At 59.9% G+C, this 17,695-nt stretch carries 12 protein-coding genes and 1 pseudogene; 9 read left to right on the top strand and 4 right to left on the bottom strand.

The annotated features are described in order from the left end of the window. The first annotated feature begins 153 nt into the window (after positions 1 to 153). The gene (locus DLM86_RS31795) at positions 154 to 333 is read left to right on the top strand and encodes a hypothetical protein (protein WP_146250280.1); all 180 of its coding nucleotides are present in this window, start codon (positions 154 to 156) and stop codon (positions 331 to 333) included. Between the two features lie 64 nt (positions 334 to 397). After that, positions 398 to 772 (top strand): annotated as a pseudogene (locus DLM86_RS23885) (sigma-70 family RNA polymerase sigma factor); the annotation flags it as partial. A gap of 143 nt (positions 773 to 915) precedes the next feature. Here the strand turns inward: DLM86_RS23885 and DLM86_RS23880 are convergent. Then, positions 916 to 3,300, bottom strand: coding sequence for a ligand-binding sensor domain-containing protein (locus DLM86_RS23880; protein ID WP_146250279.1), 2,385 nt, complete (start codon positions 3,298 to 3,300; stop codon positions 916 to 918). 457 nt (positions 3,301 to 3,757) lie between these two features. Between DLM86_RS23880 and DLM86_RS23875 the strand changes: the two genes are divergently transcribed. Then, entirely contained in the window at positions 3,758 to 4,630 is an 873-nt protein-coding gene (locus DLM86_RS23875) for an AraC family transcriptional regulator (protein ID WP_158289635.1), read from the top strand. An 84-nt stretch (positions 4,631 to 4,714) separates the two neighbouring features. Here DLM86_RS23875 and DLM86_RS23870 read toward each other — a convergent pair whose 3' ends face one another. Together DLM86_RS23870 and DLM86_RS23865 are read right to left on the bottom strand one after the other, a co-directional pair. Next, positions 4,715 to 5,638, bottom strand: a complete 924-nt coding sequence (locus DLM86_RS23870) for a response regulator (RefSeq protein WP_110842573.1) — start codon at positions 5,636 to 5,638, stop codon at positions 4,715 to 4,717. A 4-nt stretch (positions 5,639 to 5,642) separates the two neighbouring features. Further along, a complete protein-coding gene (locus tag DLM86_RS23865; RefSeq protein ID WP_245954861.1) occupies positions 5,643 to 6,914 on the bottom strand; it encodes a sensor histidine kinase in 1,272 nt (423 codons plus the stop codon). Positions 6,915 to 7,126: 212 nt separating this feature from the next. Between DLM86_RS23865 and DLM86_RS23860 the strand changes: the two genes are divergently transcribed. From DLM86_RS23860 to cysI, 6 genes are all read left to right on the top strand, one after another. Then, entirely contained in the window at positions 7,127 to 8,392 is a 1,266-nt protein-coding gene (locus DLM86_RS23860; RefSeq protein ID WP_110842572.1) for a cation:dicarboxylate symporter family transporter, read from the top strand. A gap of 27 nt (positions 8,393 to 8,419) precedes the next feature. After that, positions 8,420 to 9,844, top strand: a complete 1,425-nt coding sequence (gene aspA / locus DLM86_RS23855; RefSeq protein WP_110842571.1) for an aspartate ammonia-lyase — start codon at positions 8,420 to 8,422, stop codon at positions 9,842 to 9,844. 55 nt (positions 9,845 to 9,899) lie between these two features. Next, positions 9,900 to 11,324, top strand: a complete 1,425-nt coding sequence (locus tag DLM86_RS23850; RefSeq protein ID WP_110842570.1) for an NAD-dependent malic enzyme — start codon at positions 9,900 to 9,902, stop codon at positions 11,322 to 11,324. Positions 11,325 to 11,550: 226 nt separating this feature from the next. Further along, entirely contained in the window at positions 11,551 to 12,237 is a 687-nt protein-coding gene (locus DLM86_RS23845) for a metallophosphoesterase family protein (protein ID WP_158289634.1), read from the top strand. Between the two features lie 233 nt (positions 12,238 to 12,470). Then, positions 12,471 to 14,309, top strand: coding sequence for an assimilatory sulfite reductase (NADPH) flavoprotein subunit (locus DLM86_RS23840; protein WP_110842568.1), 1,839 nt, complete (start codon positions 12,471 to 12,473; stop codon positions 14,307 to 14,309). 37 nt (positions 14,310 to 14,346) lie between these two features. Next, the gene (cysI, locus tag DLM86_RS23835; RefSeq protein WP_110842567.1) at positions 14,347 to 16,068 is read left to right on the top strand and encodes an assimilatory sulfite reductase (NADPH) hemoprotein subunit; all 1,722 of its coding nucleotides are present in this window, start codon (positions 14,347 to 14,349) and stop codon (positions 16,066 to 16,068) included. Positions 16,069 to 16,223: 155 nt separating this feature from the next. Here cysI and katA read toward each other — a convergent pair whose 3' ends face one another. After that, on the bottom strand, positions 16,224 to 17,684 hold the full coding sequence (katA, locus tag DLM86_RS23830; RefSeq protein ID WP_110842566.1) for a catalase KatA: 1,461 nt from the start codon (positions 17,682 to 17,684) through the stop codon (positions 16,224 to 16,226). Positions 17,685 to 17,695: the final 11 nt, after the last annotated feature.

Genomic DNA, 17,695 nt, shown 5'->3' with positions numbered 1-17,695 from the left:
CGGTGTGGTAGACTTCACCTAAAAGGTGCTCCTCTCTTTGGGTGATGTTGTCCTGGACAAACACCATTCTACCAAAGATTTGGAGCCCTTTTTATGTTTTTAATGCGCAGTACTTTCGAAATTCAGGATTATAAACCTGGAGAAATTATTTCGATGGAAACGGTGAACAGACGCTTTAACACTGAAGAAGAAGGTACGAAAAGTTATAAGAAGACAGGGATAGTATTGAAAAGACGCATGGATGAACTTTGTGAACAAGGATACTTAAAGTCAACTGAAATAAACGGGTATCCTGTATATACATTGACCAATAAAGAGCTTGATGTGTTTTAATATCAACAGCTTCTGTTGCAGTATTTTAAGAAAAGATGAACGCTTGACTACGCACCCTTTTGACATTAGAATCGAAATTCTCATGCATTTGAGGTCGCTCAAAAAAACGCGGAAGGACGTCTCGCTCCACGACCCGATCGGAACGGACAAGGAAGGCAACGAAATTACGCTCATCGATATACTCGGCACGGAAGCCGACGACGTCGTCGACAAAGTCCAGCTCAAAATCGAAAAGTCGAAAATATACAAAAATTTGGACATTCTCGACGAACGCGAGAAGGAGGTCGTCGTCGGCCGGTTCGGCCTCGAGCACGGCGGCGAGGAGCGCACGCAGCGGGAAATCGCGAAGGAGCTCGGCATTTCGCGCTCCTACGTGTCCCGAATCGAGAAGCGGGCGCTGATGAAGCTGTACCACGAGTTTTACAAGGCGAAACGGTAACGCGAAGGGCGGGAGAGGCACAGCGCTCGACCGGCCGGTTTCCCGTGCGGCGAGGAGGCCATGCTCGGAGTTGGATGATGCACCAAAGAAGGGGAGCGGCAGGAAAGGTGCCGTTCCCCTCTATGCGTTACGGCGAATCCGAATTAAAACGAATACCGCCAAAGCTCCGTGTCGTTGTGCTTGAAGTACAGGTTGCCGTCCGGATCGGCCGTCAGCATGTCGGCGCCGTCGGACCGCAATATCTCGATCGAGCGGTCCGCCTTGTTGATGGAAAACAAATACTTATTCCCGATCGTGCCGTATACGGAGTCCGGATCCTTTTCGACGGTGACAAGGTCCGCATCCCGGTACGTCCCTTCCGGCCATTTCACGTCGGGGAACTTTTCTTCGAAATAGTCGAAGGTGCGCGACACCGGATCGAAGACGAACAGATAGCCCTCCGCCATGCCCCACAACCGGTCGTCGATGACGACCAGCTCCGTAATGGCCGTCAGCTTGCGGCCCCCTGCGATTTCCGGCAACCCGTATTCGGCTACCTTCGCTTGCGCGGCAGGATCGTACACGAACAGCTTCGCTTCGGTTTGCGACGGCGTGCTGGAATATCCGCCGCGGATCGTGGTACCGCCGTACAACAGTCCGTTATGGTAAGCAAGCGCGATGACGCTCTGATCCGTCACGATATTTTCGTGAACGGTCGCGGCACCCGTCGCGTAATCGTAAACGGATAACGCGCCCGGCCGGTATCCGGTCGTCCCGGTCGTGCCCATAAACACCTTTCGGTCGCCGAAGGCGATCGCTTTCGGCCGATCCTGCTTGTACAGCCCCGAGTTGATCAGCAGCTTCGGATTGACGCCCGGACGCCACGGCGCTTTCGGATCGTATTCATGCAAGCCTCCGCCCGGATACGTGCCCACATACAGCTTGCCGCCGGCGGAAGCCATCTTGTCGATTTGGCTGATCGGGGCGTAGACGGTTTCGGGCTGGGTATCGTTCGCATCCCCTTCGAACGGTCGGTACATGCCCAGTCCTCCGTACAAGTACGCGCTCGTGTAAATATGGCCGTCCGGTCCCGTCGCGATGCTGTTGATGGCGCCTGCGATACGAGGGGCGCCTTCGGCGCGGGAAACGCGGAAATGGCCGTTTTGCGGATTGTACTTGATAATGTTCGTTTCGTAATTGCCGTCGGACACGGCGACGAGCGTTTGGCCGGGGAAGTTTTGCTGATCGTTCAGCGTCACCCAGCCGTACCGTTGAATGCGTCCGGGGATGTCGAAGTCGAGATTCGTGACCTGCTTGGTGGCGAGGTCGTACCGGCTCAGCTTGTTTTTCTGGACCAAATACACGCTCCCGTCATGCGCCGGCGATACTCGGGGGGCCGCGTTCGTAATCGACATCTCCTCCGTCGAGGCGACGGTTCCGTCCGCCGCGACGTCGACACGCAGCGCCATCAAGTATCCGCCGATCGCGACAAAGACGCGGTCTCCCGTATAATCGACCGTTCCCGCCAGCGTGATCGATTTGTATTTCGCCGGCAAAATGTCGTCAAGCCGCCCGGTATGGTGGTCATAGCGCAGGATGGAAGCGTTCGCGCCCATGGCCAAGTAGGAGACGCCGCGCTCCCGGTCGTGCGCCAGCGCCCGGAGATACCGGTACGTCTGTCCCGGCGGCTGGTAAAACGGGAAGCCGCCGATTTGCGAGGCGCCTTGTGCCAGGTCGTACTCGAAAAACCCCGCCCGGCCGTACGAACCGCCGTACACCTTCCCGTCGGCGCCTACGGCCAAGTCGAAGACGTACGATTCCCCCGGCAGCGGCTGCCCCAAGTCGGAAATGGACGATTCGCCCGGAACGTATCGATAGAGCCGGCCGTTCGGATACGTTCCCAGGTATACCGTCCCGTCCGTCGCCGTCGCGGCCGCCCACGCCCCCGTCGGATTGACGCTGGCGCCGGGAAGGGTAACGCTGGTCGTCACCTTTTCGGTGTTGACGTCGATGACCTCCATAATGGGGCGATCGTTCTGATTGCCCGTCACGACCGCGTAAATCTCGTGCTGACGATCGCCGATGCCGAAGGCGGCCCCGAGCGGTGCGGCGCTGCCCACCTGAACGCCCAAATTCGTATAATCCTTCGTCAAGCGGACGCGGTCCCAATACGAAGTCCCTTTATTGCCTTTGTCCGAATACAGCATAACGGCGGCGCGAACGGCTCCGTCCGGCGCGACTCGGCTGACCTGCGCCGTCTGCCAGCCGTCTTGGTAGACCGCTTTCGTAACCGCGTTATCCAGCAGTCTCCCGCTGCCGTCGTAAAAGTTCAGTACGAGCTCGGCTTCCCCGGTTTCGACCCACACATCGGCAAAAGCCGTATAGGACGTCCCCGCTTCCACGTCGAGCTTGTCGCTTTCCAGCCCGAAGGCGCGGGAAGCTTTGGCGTCGTACAGCCGTGCGCTGTACGTTCCTTCGCTCGCCCGAACGTCCGATCGTTCAATGCCGCTGCCTTGCTCGTCCCGATCGTTGCCGTTGTCCTTGTCCACGATTGTCGTCCACCCGGACAGATCGTCTTCAAAGCCGAAATTCGCTCCTCGGATATCCGCAGCCGAAGCGCCGGATCCAAAGCCCGATAGCGCGACAACAGCCGCCATCACGGAAGATGCCAGTTTGCGTCGCAGTCCGTGTGCTTGAAGGCGTTTTCTTTTCATTGCGTAATTCCTCCCGACCGATTGGTATGCGAAGCGATGGTTCCAACGTTGTTTCCTTTAACGGTTACCCCTGACGAAACGGACAAACCGTCCGCCTGTCCGCCGATCGTCACCTCCTTCGTCCGCAGGTCGCAGCGGCTTCAGCTCCATGACTCGTCTCCTACCCACCACTATAGAAGAAAACTTGTCCGGGCGAGGGACACGAAATGAGCGTACGACGTCCACTTTTTATCCTCGGGAGCGCCGGAAGCTGTGCTACAATATGGATATCCGGAGTTGGAAGGAGACGCGTATGGTACTCTCCCCACGATTCGAAGACGCCTTGAGGCACGACCTGTACGGGAAAAGCCGGCTGCCGTTTTTTATTTTGGAAAAGCAGATGATGCGCGACTATCCGCTTCACTACCATAACTTGGCGGAGCTCAGCCTGGTCGTCAGCGGCACCGGAACGGAAATATTAAACGGCAAGCCCCACCGGTTCAAGCGCGGAACCGTTTCGCTGCTATTGCCTCACCACATCCACGAAATCCGCTTGGATCGGCCTCCCGTTCATAAATACAACTGCATGTTCGACATCCACCATTTATTTCTGAATGCGTCCGACCAAGAGCTGAGCCGCTATGTCATGAAGACCGGCGAGCTGCTGCCGTCGCATTACGAGTTGGACGAGGAGCAAACCGTCTATATGATCCGGTGGTTCGAATCGGTGAAGCTGGAGTACGAAAGCGACCGGTTCGCGAAGGAATCGTCTTTGCGCGCCAAGCTGCTGGAGGTGCTGGTGTTTTTGACCCGGACGTTTATCGGGCGCCCCGAGCCGGCCCCGTCCGCGAATCCGTCTCCTCATCAATGGGCCGAGCTGCTCCATTACGTCCATCTGAACTACCACGAGCAGCTATCCTTGACCGGTCTTGCCGAACGGTTCCATTGGAACGCTACCTATATCAGCCGGCTGTTCAAGCGGCACGTCGGACAAACGTTCATCCATTACTTGTATGCGCTGCGCGTTCAACGGGCGGCCAGTCTGCTCGCCACGACCGATATGGAGGTAGTGGACATCGCCGTCGAAGTCGGGTTCGACCATGTAAAGGCGCTTCGTCGCGCCTTCCTGAAGCTGACCGGGAAAACCCCTACGCAGTACCGGGAACAATTGCGGTTAAACGAATAAAGCTTCGTCGACTTCGCGAAAAAGCGGTTGCCTTGGGCGGCAACCGCTTTTTTCGTCTTGTTCGCGCATGACGTTCATGCCGCGCTACGCCATCCGCTTTTTCGATTCGAGATAAAGCGCCTGAATGAACTTTTTCGTGTTTTGCCGGATCGAACCGGGAGCGGGAGACGTTTCGTCCTCCAGCTCCTTCATTTTTTTGCGGATATCGCCCAGATCGAAAAAGACGGTCGCGTACTGCTCGAACTTCGGGCTCGCGTAATCGATCAAGCCGAGGGAGGCGACGTGGACGAGCGCCTGATGCACCGCCCGCCGCACCCGCTGCTCGGCCGCCTTGACCTCCCTCTTGACGTTCGCCTCGGATGCGGACGGGCCGAGCTTCCTCCGGGCAATGTCCCGATACAGGTCGAGCAGCTGCGGAAAGCCCGGCTCCCCCGGCCGTTCGCTTTCGTGCCGGGACAGCACCTCGAGGATGTCCAGCAAATCTTGGACGCCGGCTTCGCCGACGAGTCCGAGGTCGGACAGCACGTCGCTCCCGCTGTCGACAATCGTTTTTTCGGGTGCGGCGGTTCCTTTCCCGGAGGCCGCGCCGTCGAAGCCGATGGCGGAGAGCGTCTTTCGAATGTCCCGGATCGAATGCTGCAGCCGCAGCCGCTCCGCGACTTTGCGCAGGACGGCGACCACCTCCAGCCGGTTGATCGGCTTCGTCACGTAATATTCGATTCCGGCGGCATACGCCTTGCCGATCAGCTCCTTGGATTCGATCTGCGAAATCATGACGATTTTCCCTTCGAACCGGCCGGCCAGCTCGCGAACGGTTTCGATGCCGTCGCGGCCCGGCATCAGCAGATCGATCAGCAGGACGTCGACCCGCTGCGAGGCGAGCAAGCCGTGATCGATATGACTTCCGTCCGGGGCGTCGCCCGCCACCGTTCCCAATTGCTCGTCCTCGATAATCGTTTCCAGCATGGAGCGGACGGCCGGATCGTCGTCGACGATAAAAAACCGCATCGCGCTATTCCTCCTTTCCGATTCGGCTGGCGGGCAGGGCGACGGTGAAGACGGCGCCGGTTCCGCCGCTGCCGGGGCGGTACCGGACCGTTCCCGACATCCGCTCGGCCTCCTGCTTGACGTAAGCCAAGCCGATGCCCGTCGAGGCCTTGCCGGTCGAATCGTATTTCGTCGTAAAGCCGGGTACGAAGACGTTGTCCCGGTGCTTGGGCGTGACGCCCGGTCCGTCGTCGGCCACTTCGAGTACGATCGTATCGTCCTCGCGCCTCGCCTCGATCGCGATATGACCGGACTCCGGAATGGCTTCGACGGCGTTGGCGACGAGGTTGTTCAACAGCGACAGCGTCGCGTAGGCATGACAGGAAGGGAGATCGCCCTCCGTCCGCAAGCCGATCCCGATCTTTTTGCCGAGCGACAGGGCGTACTTTTCGTTCGAGCGCCGGACGATGCCCGCCAATTCCGCCAACGGCATGTAGTCCCCGTCGTGCGCGATCAGGCCGGACAGCCCCGCATATATCCGCTGATTGTCCTTCTTGATGTCGTGCACCTCCCCGGCGATCCGGAGAGCCTGCTGCGCGAGCCGTTCGCGCGGGACGGGCGTTTCCCCTTTCAGCGATTGGTACAGCCCGTAGCAGTCCTGGGCGATACGCTCCGCGCTTCGCAGCGTCTTGTTCAGGTGGATCGTTTCCTCGTACAGCCCGGTGACGAGCATGAGCATGGTTTCTTTTTCTTTGCGCTGCCGCTCTTCGGCCGCCCGCGTCTGCTTCAGCTGAACGAGATTGAAGAAGCCGACGACGAAAAAGCTGCGGAAAACGGCGAGCAGTCCGATCTGGTTCCATGTCGCGGCCTGCGTCAGCCCGTCGGCCGCCGAACGGCGCAGCAGCAGCTCCGCCGCCGACGCGGCGAGCTCGACGGCGACCCCCAGCGCGCCGAGCGCGATCGGACGGTGCCGATATCGGTTCAGGCGAAAGGCGGCGAAGGCGAGGCCGTATGTCGCGTAATAAAGAAACGCCGGCTCATGGTGGCGCAGCGCGTCCCCCCAGTCGCCCCGCGGCGCGAGCGTCCATTCGAGTCCGATGCGGAACGCCGCCACCGAGGCGCCGACGAGCAAGCCGGAGACGACCGGCGGGACGGACCGGACCCAAAGCAGAAACAGAAAAAAGACGGGGGTGCCCAAGCTTACCCGAAAATCGGTATGGAACGGGAAGAAATGCAGCTCACCCGCAACCGGTACCGCGACGACCATCAGCAGGACGAGCAGCCGTTTGTCGTTCAATCGTCTTCGGAGCCTCCTTGCGATACTCTGATTGCTTATTGTTCCAAGATCGGGGAACCGGCATGCGAAGGCGACATGTAAAAATAAAAACGGAGAAAGATGTAGGTTCTCGTCGATTTCGGTAGATCGCCCGTACAATACTTTTCGTTGGCACTGATTTGATGAGAAACAGAATAGAAAGCGCTTTTACAAGAGGGGAAAGGGGAATCGAAATGAAAAAGTTCGGTTTGGCGTTTCAAATATTGATCGGCTTGCTGTTGGGGGTCGCCGTCGGTGCCGTCTTCTACGGCAATCCGTCCGTCGAAAGCTACTTGAAGCCGGCGGGGGACATTTTCATTCGGTTGATTAAAATGATCGTCGTCCCGATCGTCGTCTCTTCGCTGATCGTCGGCGTGGCCGGTGTCGGGGATATGAAGAAGCTCGGCAGGCTCGGCGGCAAAACGATCTTGTATTTCGAGCTCGTGACGACGGTCGCCATCGTGTTCGGCCTGCTGATCGCCAACCTGTTCCGGCCGGGAGCCGGCGTCGATATGGCCGGACTGGCCAAGTCGGACATTTCGAAATACGTGGAAACGACCGAGAAAGTAACCGGCCACAGCTTCGTCGATACGTTCGTCAATATCGTGCCGAAAAACGTATTCGAGTCGTTCGTCGCCGGCGACATGCTCGCGATCATTTTTTTCTCGGTGTTGTTCGGCTTGGGCGTCGCCGCCATCGGGGAGAAGGGCAAGCCGGTGCTCGCTTTTTTCCAAGGCGTCTCCGAGTCGATGTTCTGGGTGACGAACCAGATTATGAAATTCGCGCCGATCGGCGTCTTCGGGTTGATCGGGATGACCGTATCGAAATTCGGCGTCGCCTCGCTGCTTCCGCTCGGCAAGCTGGTGCTCGCGGTTTATGCCGGCATGTTCCTGTTCGTCGCGATCGTGCTCGGCTTGATCGCGAAGCTGTGCGGAACGAGCTTGATGGCGATCGTGCGCATTTTGAAGGACGAGCTCATCCTCGCCTACTCGACGGCCAGCTCCGAAACGGCGCTGCCGAAAATGATGGAGAAGATGGAGAAGTTCGGCGTGCCGAAGGCGATCACTTCGTTCGTCGTGCCGACGGGCTACTCGTTCAACTTGGACGGGTCCACGCTGTATCAAGCGATCGCCGCCTTGTTCATCGCGCAAATGTACGGGATCGACATGTCGGTCGGCGCGCAAGTCTCGTTGGTGCTCGTCCTGATGCTGACGTCCAAAGGGATCGCCGGCGTGCCGGGCGCTTCGTTCGTCGTGCTGCTGGCCACGCTCGGCTCGGTCGGCATTCCGCTCGAGGGGCTCGCGTTTATTGCGGGCATCGACCGCATATTGGACATGGCGCGAACGGTCGTCAACGTCATCGGCAATTCGATGGCCGCCGTCGTCATGGCGAAATGGGAAGGGCAATACGACGCGAACAAGGGGCGCCGGTATTTGGAAACCGTCAAGAAGGCGGCCTAATCGCCGCATAGAAGGGGGAACGGCTTTATGACAACGGCTCGTTACAGAACGGAAAAAGATTTTCTCGGCACGAAGGAAGTGCCCGCCGACGCGTATTACGGCATCCAGACGATGCGCGCCGTCGAAAACTTCCCGATCACCGGCTATCGCGTCCACGAGCAATTGATCCGCGCGATGGCCGTCGTCAAGCGGGCGGCCGCCGAGGCGAACATGGAGATCGGCCGGCTCCATCCGCGGATCGGGAACGCGATCGCGCAAGCGGCGCAGGAGATGGCGGACGGCCGGTGGCACGACCAATTTATCGTCGATCCGATTCAGGGCGGAGCCGGCACGTCGATCAACATGAACGCCAACGAAGTGATCGCCAACCGGGCGATCGAGCTGCTCGGGGGGACGAGGGGCGATTATTTCCAGGTGAGCCCGAACACACACGTCAACATGGCCCAATCGACGAACGACGCGTTTCCGACGGCGATCCATATCGCGACGCTCGTCATGGTCGGCAGGCTGCTCGCGACGATGGAGGAGCTGGTCGCGGCGTTTCGCCGCAAGGCCGAGCAGTTCGACGGCGTCATCAAGATGGGACGCACCCACTTGCAGGACGGCGTGCCGATCCGGCTCGGGCAGGAATTCGAGGCGTACGCCCGCGTCTTGGAGCGCGACAGGAAGCGGATCGAGCGGACGCGCGAGCATTTGTACGAGGTCAATATGGGGGCGACGGCCGTCGGGACGGGCTTGAACGCCGATCCCCGCTACATGAAGCGGGTCGTCGAGCTGTTGGCCGACTTTAGCGGACTGCCGCTCGTCGGGGCGGAGCATCTGGTGGACGCCACGCAAAATACGGATGCGTATACGGAAGTGTCCGGCGCGCTGAAGGTGTGCGCGATCAATATGTCCAAAATCGCCAACGACTTGCGCCTGCTCGCCTCCGGACCGCGCGCCGGGCTCGGGGAGCTGCAATTGCCCGCGCGTCAGCCCGGTTCGTCGATCATGCCGGGCAAAGTGAATCCGGTTATGGCCGAGGTTGTCAATCAGGTGGCGTTCCAGGTGATCGGCAACGACCATACGATTTGCCTCGCGTCCGAAGCCGGCCAGCTCGAGCTGAACGTCATGGAGCCCGTGCTCGTGTTCAACCTGCTGCAGTCGCTCGGCATGATGGATCAAGCGTTCCGCGCGTTTCGCGTTCATTGCCTGGAAGGCATCGAAGCGAATGTCGACCGGTGCCGGGCGTACGTGGAGAACAGCGTCGGCGTCATTACCGCGCTCAATCCGCACCTCGGCTACGAAACGGTGGCGAGAATCGCCCGCGAGGCGATCGAGACGGGGCGCCCGGTACGCGAGCTGTGCCTGCTCCACAACGTGCTGACGGAGCGGGAGCTCGACATGATTCTCGATCCGTACGAGATGACGAACCCGGGCATCGCGGGAGCGGAGCTGCTGGACAAGGAATAACGATCGACGGTTTACCGAAAACGGATTCAACATTCATAGGGGAGAGTGTCGCCACATGTCCGTATCAAGCAGTTCGAGCACTTATATGATTTACCGTCTTCAAATCGACAAGGAGCACGCCTCGCTCGGCGAAATCGCCGCCGCGATCGAAAGAGCGGGCGGAGACATCGTCGGCATCGACGTCATCTCGTCGGGCCGCTCGAGCACCGTCCGCGATATTACCGTCAACGTATCCGATCAGGCGCACAGCGATCGGATCGGCGAGACGCTGGGACGGCTGGAAGGCGTTCAAGTGATTCACGTCTCGGACCGGACGTTCCTCGTTCACTTGGGCGGCAAGATCGAGGTCACCTCGAAAATTCCGGTCAAAAACCGCGACGACTTGTCGCGGGTATACACCCCGGGCGTCGCCAAAATATGTACGGCGATCGCGGAGCAGCCGAACAAAGCGTATTCGCTGACGATCAAGCGCAATACGATCGCGGTGGTGTCCGACGGGACGGCCGTACTCGGCCTCGGCGACATCGGACCGATGGCGGCGATGCCGGTCATGGAGGGCAAGGCGATGCTGTTCAAGGAGTTCGCGGGTGTCGACGCCTTCCCGATCTGTCTCGACACGAAAGATCCGGACGAGATCGTGAGCATCGTCAAGGCGATGGCGCCGGCGTTCGGCGGCATCAACCTGGAGGACATCTCCTCGCCGCGCTGCTTCGAAATCGAGGAACGGCTGAAGCGGGAGCTCGATATTCCGGTGTTCCACGACGATCAGCACGGAACGGCCGTCGTTTTGCTGGCCGGCCTGTTGAACGCGCTTAAAATAACGGGCAAATCGATGGCGGATATCAAAATCGTCGTGAACGGGATCGGGGCTGCCGGCATCGCCTGCTCGAAAATGCTGCTGGCCGCGGGCGCGCGCAACTTGATCGGCGTCGACCGCAGCGGCGCTCTTCACCGCGATGCGCATTACGACAACAAGCATTGGACCGAATTCGCCAACATGACGAATCCGCATGGCGAGACCGGCAGTCTGTCCGACGTGATCCGGCAGGCGGACGTGTTCATCGGCGTGTCGGCTCCGAATATTTTGACGGTGGACGACGTCCGGTCGATGGCGAAAGACCCGATCGTCTTCGCGATGGCGAACCCGGTCCCGGAAATCGATCCGGAGGTAGCCAAGCCGTACGTCCGCGTCATGGCGACGGGACGGTCGGACAAGCCGAACCAGATCAACAACGTGCTGTGCTTCCCGGGCATTTTCCGCGGCGCGCTGGACTGCCGGGCGAGCGAAATCAACGAAGCGATGAAGCTCGCGGCCGCGCAGGCGATCGCCTCCGTCGTCACCGACGAGGAATTGAGCGAAACGTACATCATTCCGAGCGTATTTAATATGAAGGTCGTGGAGAAAGTAAAGGAAGCGGTTGTGGAAGCGGCTTACCGGACCGGCGTCGCCCGCAAGGCGTGGAGAGAGCCTTCCGTATAAGCGCAAGGCCGGAGTAGAAGCGCGGCGATTTTCCGCGGCTTCGCCGGGCATATCGAAAGGCAGCGAGAGGGATTCCCTCTTCGCTGCCTTTTTCGCGCTGCAATCGCCATACGCTCGGGAACAGAATAAAACGGACCGGGCAAAAGACAATTCTCCCCGCTGGCGATCCGACTGGGACTGTGGCAGTCTTAAAGGAAACGCGAGCCGAAGGATGGGGGAAGACGCGATGAAGCTCTTGATCTTGTCGGACATTCATAGCAACATGGATTCGCTCGAGGCGATTATGGAGCAGGAACCCGATAGCGACGAGATTTATTGCGCCGGCGATTTGGTCGACGTCGGCTTCCGGCCGCAGGACGTCGTACATTGGGCAAGAAGCCGTAACGTCGTATGCGTGCAGGGAAATCACGACCGCCTCGTCGTCGAGACGTACCGCAGCGGCCTGCATTTGCAGGATGTGCCGCCCGCGGAGCTGACGTGGCCGATACTCAACGCCAGATGGCTGGACGAGGCGTCCATCGTTTATTTGGAAAGCTTGCCGGAGCGGGTCGATTTCGAGATCGACGGCGCGGCCTACAGCATGCAGCATATGTATAACGGCTACGAGACGATTGTGTGCTATTCGGAATTCAAGAGCTACTGGAGCCGGCAAACGGGGGAGAAGTACCGGGACAACCCGAGGAAACGGCTCATTTTCGGCCATACGCACCGGCAAAGCGTCACGTACCTCGATAACGAATGCTTATGGCTCAATCCGGGCAGCGTGGGCTATAACCGGCCCGACGACCCGTCGAACGAGACGCATTACATGACGATTATGGACGGCCGGATCGAGATGAAGCGGCTCCCGCATAAGAACAACATGTCGCGGGACGAGCTGCGGCGCCGGTTTGCGGAGCTGTATCGGAAGTGACCGGCCTTCCGGACGGGGCTCACCGAAGGGTGAGCCTTTGTTTGTACCGAAATCGAAAGCGCGGCACGGCGGCTTTGCCGTAACGTGTCGATTTATCAGTATATTTGATAAATGTCATCAGATCATTCTAATTGACCCGAATAGCGCGCTGTGATAGGGTTCAAGAGAGTGAATGAATGAAGATGCGAATACTGGGAAATACGATCGCGAATCGTTAGACGGGGTGAATAGTGTTGGAATTTCAAGTCATAAACAGTCCGTTCGACCAGCAGCAGGTCGAGCTGCTCAATCGGCTCGTGCCGACGTTGACCGAATCGCAGCGCATTTGGCTGAGCGGGTATTTGGCCGCCGTAAGGGGTTCGGCTGCTTCGGCCGTGCCGACAGCCGCCGCGCCGACGGCGCTGCCGGCCGCGAGCGCGACCGCCGTATCGAAGGACGTGACCGTTCTGTACGGATCGCAAACCGGCAACAGTCACGGGCTCGCGAAAAGGCTGACCAAGAAGCTGGAGGAGCAGGGCTTTGCGGTCACGCTCTCCTCGATGAGCGATTTCAAGACGAACGGCTTGAAAAAAGTCGAAAACCTGCTTCTGATCGTCAGCACCCACGGGGAAGGGGAGCCGCCCGACAACGCGATCGCCTTCCATGAGTTCGTAGGCGGCAAGCGCGCTCCGCAATTGGACGGCATGCGCTATTCCGTACTGGCGCTCGGCGATACGTCGTACGAGTTTTTTTGCCAGACGGGCAAAGATTTCGACAAGCGGCTGGAGGAGCTCGGCGCGAAGCGGATCGTGCCGCGGGTCGACTGCGATGTCGATTACGAAGAGCCCGCTTCGGCATGGATGGCTCAAGTGGTGGCCGCCTTGTCCGAAGGAGCGGGTACGGGAGCCGCATCGGCCGGACAGCGGTCGGGAGCGCAGGCCGGAGGAGCCGCCGCCGCCGCGTCCGATTATTCGCGTGCGAATCCGTTTCACGCGGAAGTGCTGGACAATATCAATTTGAACGGACGAGGCTCGGAGCGGGAAACGCGCCACGTCGAACTTTCGCTCGAAGGCTCGAACCTGCAGTACGAGCCGGGCGACAGCCTGGGCATCTACCCGCAAAACGACCCGCGTCTCGTGGACGAGCTGATCGGGGCGATGGGCTGGAAGGCCGAGGAGCCCGTTCCCGTATCGAAGAACGGCGACACCCGTCCGCTGCGCGACGCGCTGCTCGAACATTACGAAATTACGGTGCTGACGAAGCCGCTGCTCGAGCAGGCCGCGTCGCTTTTCGCCGGAAGCGGGCTGAAGGAGCTTCTCGACGCCGGACGCGAGCAGGAGCTGCGGGCGTATATCAAGGACCGGGATTTGTTGGATTTGGTGCAGGATTACTCCTTTAAAGGCTTGCCCGCGGCCGAATTCGTATCGATTCTCCGGAAAATGCCTCCCCGCCTCTATTCGATCGCGAGCAGCCCGAAGGCGTCGCCCGACGAGGTTCACGTCACCGTTCGCGCGGTACGATACGAAGCGCGGGGAAGAGAGCGCTACGGCGTCTGCTCCGTCCATCTGGCCGAGCGGGTGCAGCCGGGCGACAAGCTGCCGGTGTTCATCCAGCACAACTCCAACTTCAAGCTTCCCGAGCAGCCGGATACGCCGATCGTCATGATCGGGCCGGGGACGGGCGTCGCGCCGTTCCGGGCGTTTCTGAGCGAGCGGGAGGAGACGGGAGCCGGAGGGAAGACGTGGCTGTTCTACGGCGATCAGCATTTCGCGACGGACTTCCTGTACCAGGTCGAATGGCAGCGCTGGCTGAAGGACGGCGTATTGACGCGCATGGACGTGGCGTTCTCGCGCGATACCGACAAGAAGGTGTACGTCCAGCACCGGATGCTCGAGAAGAGCAAGGAGCTGTACCGGTGGATTCAGGAAGGCGCTTGCGTGTACGTATGCGGCGACGAGAAGAGGATGGCGCACGACGTCCATGCCGCTTTGGCTACGATCCTCGAGCAGGAGGGCGGCTTGAGTCCGGAGGAGGCGGCGGAATATTTGCTCCGCATGCAGCAGCAAAAACGGTATCAGCGGGATGTTTATTAAGCCGGCCCGAGATCGATAGGAGAGGAGAATCGCAAGCATGTCGGACAACAATTTGATGTCCCCGAACAGCGCGCCGCATAGCGACGTCGAGCATATTAAGCGCAAAAGCAACTACTTGCGGGGAAGTCTTACGGAGACGCTCGAAGATCCGATCACGGGCTCGATTCCCGAGGACGACAACCGTTTGATGAAATTTCACGGCAGCTACATGCAGGACGACCGGGATTTGCGTACCGAGCGGAGCAAGCAAAAGCTGGAGCCGGCCTACCAATTCATGCTGCGCGTACGCGCGGCCGGGGGGATCGTGACGCCGGAGCAATGGCTCATGATGGACCGCGTGGCGCAAAAGTACGCCAACGGCACGATCCGGCTGACGACCCGCCAGTCGTTCCAGCTGCACGGCGTCATCAAGTGGAACTTGAAGAAGACGATCCGCGAAGTGAACGACGCGATGCTGAGCACGCTGGCCGCCTGCGGCGACGTGAACCGCAACGTCATGTGCAACCCGAACCCGCACCAATCCGACGTTCACGGCGAGGTGTACGAATGGGCGAGCCGGATCAGCTCGCATCTCGATCCTCGGACGAAGGCGTATTACGAAATATGGCTCGACGGCGAGAAGGTGCTGGACAGCCAAGCCGGCGAAGAGCAGGAGCCGATCTACGGTCCCGTCTACTTGCCGAGGAAGTTCAAAATCGGGGTGGCGATTCCGCCGTCCAACGACGTGGACGTCTTCTCCCAAGACCTCGGCTTTATCGCGATCGTCGAGGACGGAAAGCTGAAAGGGTTCAACGTATCGGTCGGCGGCGGCATGGGGATGACGCACGGCGATCCGAAGACGTACCCGCAAGTCGGCCAAGTGATCGGCTTCTGCTTGCCGGAGCAGGCGGTCGACGTGGCCGAGAAGACGGTGACGATCCAGCGCGACTACGGCGACCGGTCGGTCCGGAAGCACGCCCGGTTCAAATATACGATCGACGACCGCGGCATCGACTGGTTCGTGGGCGAGCTGCACGCCCGGCTCGGCTGGAGCTTGGAGCCCGCCCGCCCGTACCGGTTCGACCATAGCGGAGACCGCTACGGCTGGGTGAAGGGCAGCAACGGCAAATGGCATTTCACGCTGTTCATCCAGAACGGACGGGTCAAGGACGAAGGCGAGCAGCGGCTCATGACGGGCTTGCGGGAAATCGCCAACGTCCACAACGGCGACTTCCGCCTGACGGCCAACCAGAACCTGATCATCGGCAACGTGAGCAGCCAGAAGAAGAAAAAGATCGAGGAGCTGCTCAAGGAATACGGCTTGAGCGAAGGCAGCCACCTGTCCGCGCTGCGGAGAAATTCGATGGCCTGCGTCGCCCTGCCGACGTGCGGACTGGCGATGGCCGAATCGGAGCGCTACCTGCCGGACCTGCTGAACAAAATCGAGCCGATGCTCGACGAAGCCGGCCTGCGCGAGGAAGACATCGTCATCCGGATGACAGGCTGCCCGAACGGCTGCGCCCGGCCGATGCTGGCGGAAATCGCGTTCATCGGCAAGGCGCCGGGCAAATATAACATGTACTTGGGCGGCGGCTTTGCCGGGAACCGGCTCAACAAGCTGTACAAGGAAAATATCGGCGAAGCCGAAATATTGGATTCGCTGCGGCCGATCATCGGCCATTACGCGAAGGAACGGCGGGACGGCGAGCATTTCGGCGACTTCGTCATTCGCGCCGGCTACGTCAAGGAAGTTCGGTCGGGACAAGATTTTCATTCGTAATCGCGGCCGCATACGCCCTCGATGTTCCCCTTGGGAAAGCTCGGGGGCGTTTTTATACATCAAAGCCCGAAGAAGTTTCTAAAAAGAGGCGGCTTAAAAAAGGACATCGCGACGGCTTTACGCCGTACGATGTCCTTTTTCGCCGCCTTCCGGTTTCAGCCGTCGTCCCGCGGCACCGGCAGGCCGAGCCCTTCCGCGACGCGTCTGCCGTACTCCGGATCGGCTTTATGGAAATGGGCGATTTGGCGCAGCTTGATCTCGTCCTTTTCCACCGGCTTCATCGCGCTTACGATGTTGCGGACGAGCCGCGCCCGTTCCTCCTCGCTCAGCAGGCGGTACAGGTCGCCGGCCTGCGTGTAATGGTCGGCATGGTCGTACGCGACGCTCGCCGCCGTGCCGGATACCGGGAACGGGGCCGTCTTATGCTCGGCCGATTGCTTCGGACCGCCGAAGCTGTTCGGCTCGTAATAGACCGAGCCGCCGCCGTTGCCGTCGAAGCGCATTTGCCCGTCGCGCTGGTACGTATTCGTTTCCGCCTTCGGCCGGTTGATCGGCAGCGCGTTATGGTTGGCGCCGACCCGGTACCGGTGCGCATCCGAATAGGCGAACAGCCGGCCTTGCAGCATTTTGTCCGGGGAAGCCTCGATGCCCGGAACGAACGAGCCCGGGGAGAACGTCGCCTGCTCGACCTCGGCGAAGTAATTGTCCGGATTGCGGTCGAGCACCATGCGGCCCACCTCGATCAACGGATAGTCTTTCTGCGACCATACCTTCGTCACGTCGAACGGGTCGAACCGGTACGTATCGGCGTCCTCGAGCGGCATGATCTGCACGCACAGCTTCCATGCGGGGAAGTCGCCTTGGGCGATGGCGTTGAACAGGTCCTCGGTATGGTAGTCGGGGTTTTCGCCCGCCAGCTTCGCGGCCAGCTCGACGTCCAAGTTGCGGATGCCCTGCTCCGTCTTGAAATGGTATTTCACCCAGACGGCTTCGCCCGCAGCGTTGACCCACTTGAACGTATGACTGCCGAAGCCGTGCATATGCCGGTATGTAGCCGGAATGCCGCGGTCGGACATCAAAATCGTCACTTGGTGAAGCGATTCGGGGGACAGCGACCAGAAATCCCAAACCGCGTTCGGGTTTTTCAAATGCGTCTGCGGGTGGCGCTTCTGCGTATGGATGAAGTCGGGAAACTTGATCGCGTCGCGGATGAAAAACACCGGCGTGTTGTTGCCGACCAGATCGTAGTTGCCTTCTTCCGTGTAAAACTTCACCGCGAAGCCTCGGGGGTCGCGTACCGTATCGGCCGAGCCGAGCTCGCCGGCGACCGTCGAGAACCGGACGAACAGCGGCGTCCGCTTGCCGACCTCGGATAAAAAGGCCGCTTTCGTATACTTGGACAAATCGTTCGTCACTTCGAAATAGCCGTGGGCGCCGGCGCCTTTGGCGTGCACGACGCGTTCCGGGACGCGCTCCCGGTTGAAATGAGCCAGCTTCTCTAGCAGATGGACGTCCTGAATGAGAGTCGGTCCTCGCGAGCCGGCCGTCATCGAGTTTTGGTTATCGCCCACCGGCGCTCCCCAGCTTGTCGTCAAACGATTCGTAGTATCGCTCATGAATAAGATCA

This window comes from Paenibacillus flagellatus, assembly GCF_003217775.1.
Taxonomy (GTDB): Bacteria; Bacillota; Bacilli; order Paenibacillales; family NBRC-103111; genus Paenibacillus_AB; species Paenibacillus_AB flagellatus.
Note: the sequence above shows the minus strand (reverse complement) of the source record. Positions and strands in the feature narration are given on the sequence as shown.

What these genes read in the sequence shown, in the direction of transcription:
- aspA (WP_110842571.1), top strand. Translation starts at nt 8,420, where the DNA reads ATGACAACGGCTCGTTACAGAACGGAAAAAGATTTTCTCGGCACGAAG.
- katA (WP_110842566.1), bottom strand. Translation starts at nt 17,684, where the DNA reads ATGAGCGATACTACGAATCGTTTGACGACAAGCTGGGGAGCGCCGGTG.
- DLM86_RS23870 (WP_110842573.1), bottom strand. Translation starts at nt 5,638, where the DNA reads ATGCGGTTTTTTATCGTCGACGACGATCCGGCCGTCCGCTCCATGCTG.
- DLM86_RS23850 (WP_110842570.1), top strand. Translation starts at nt 9,900, where the DNA reads ATGTCCGTATCAAGCAGTTCGAGCACTTATATGATTTACCGTCTTCAA.
- DLM86_RS31795 (WP_146250280.1), top strand. Translation starts at nt 154, where the DNA reads ATGGAAACGGTGAACAGACGCTTTAACACTGAAGAAGAAGGTACGAAA.
- cysI (WP_110842567.1), top strand. Translation starts at nt 14,347, where the DNA reads ATGTCGGACAACAATTTGATGTCCCCGAACAGCGCGCCGCATAGCGAC.
- DLM86_RS23875 (WP_158289635.1), top strand. Translation starts at nt 3,758, where the DNA reads ATGGTACTCTCCCCACGATTCGAAGACGCCTTGAGGCACGACCTGTAC.
- DLM86_RS23845 (WP_158289634.1), top strand. Translation starts at nt 11,551, where the DNA reads ATGAAGCTCTTGATCTTGTCGGACATTCATAGCAACATGGATTCGCTC.
- DLM86_RS23860 (WP_110842572.1), top strand. Translation starts at nt 7,127, where the DNA reads ATGAAAAAGTTCGGTTTGGCGTTTCAAATATTGATCGGCTTGCTGTTG.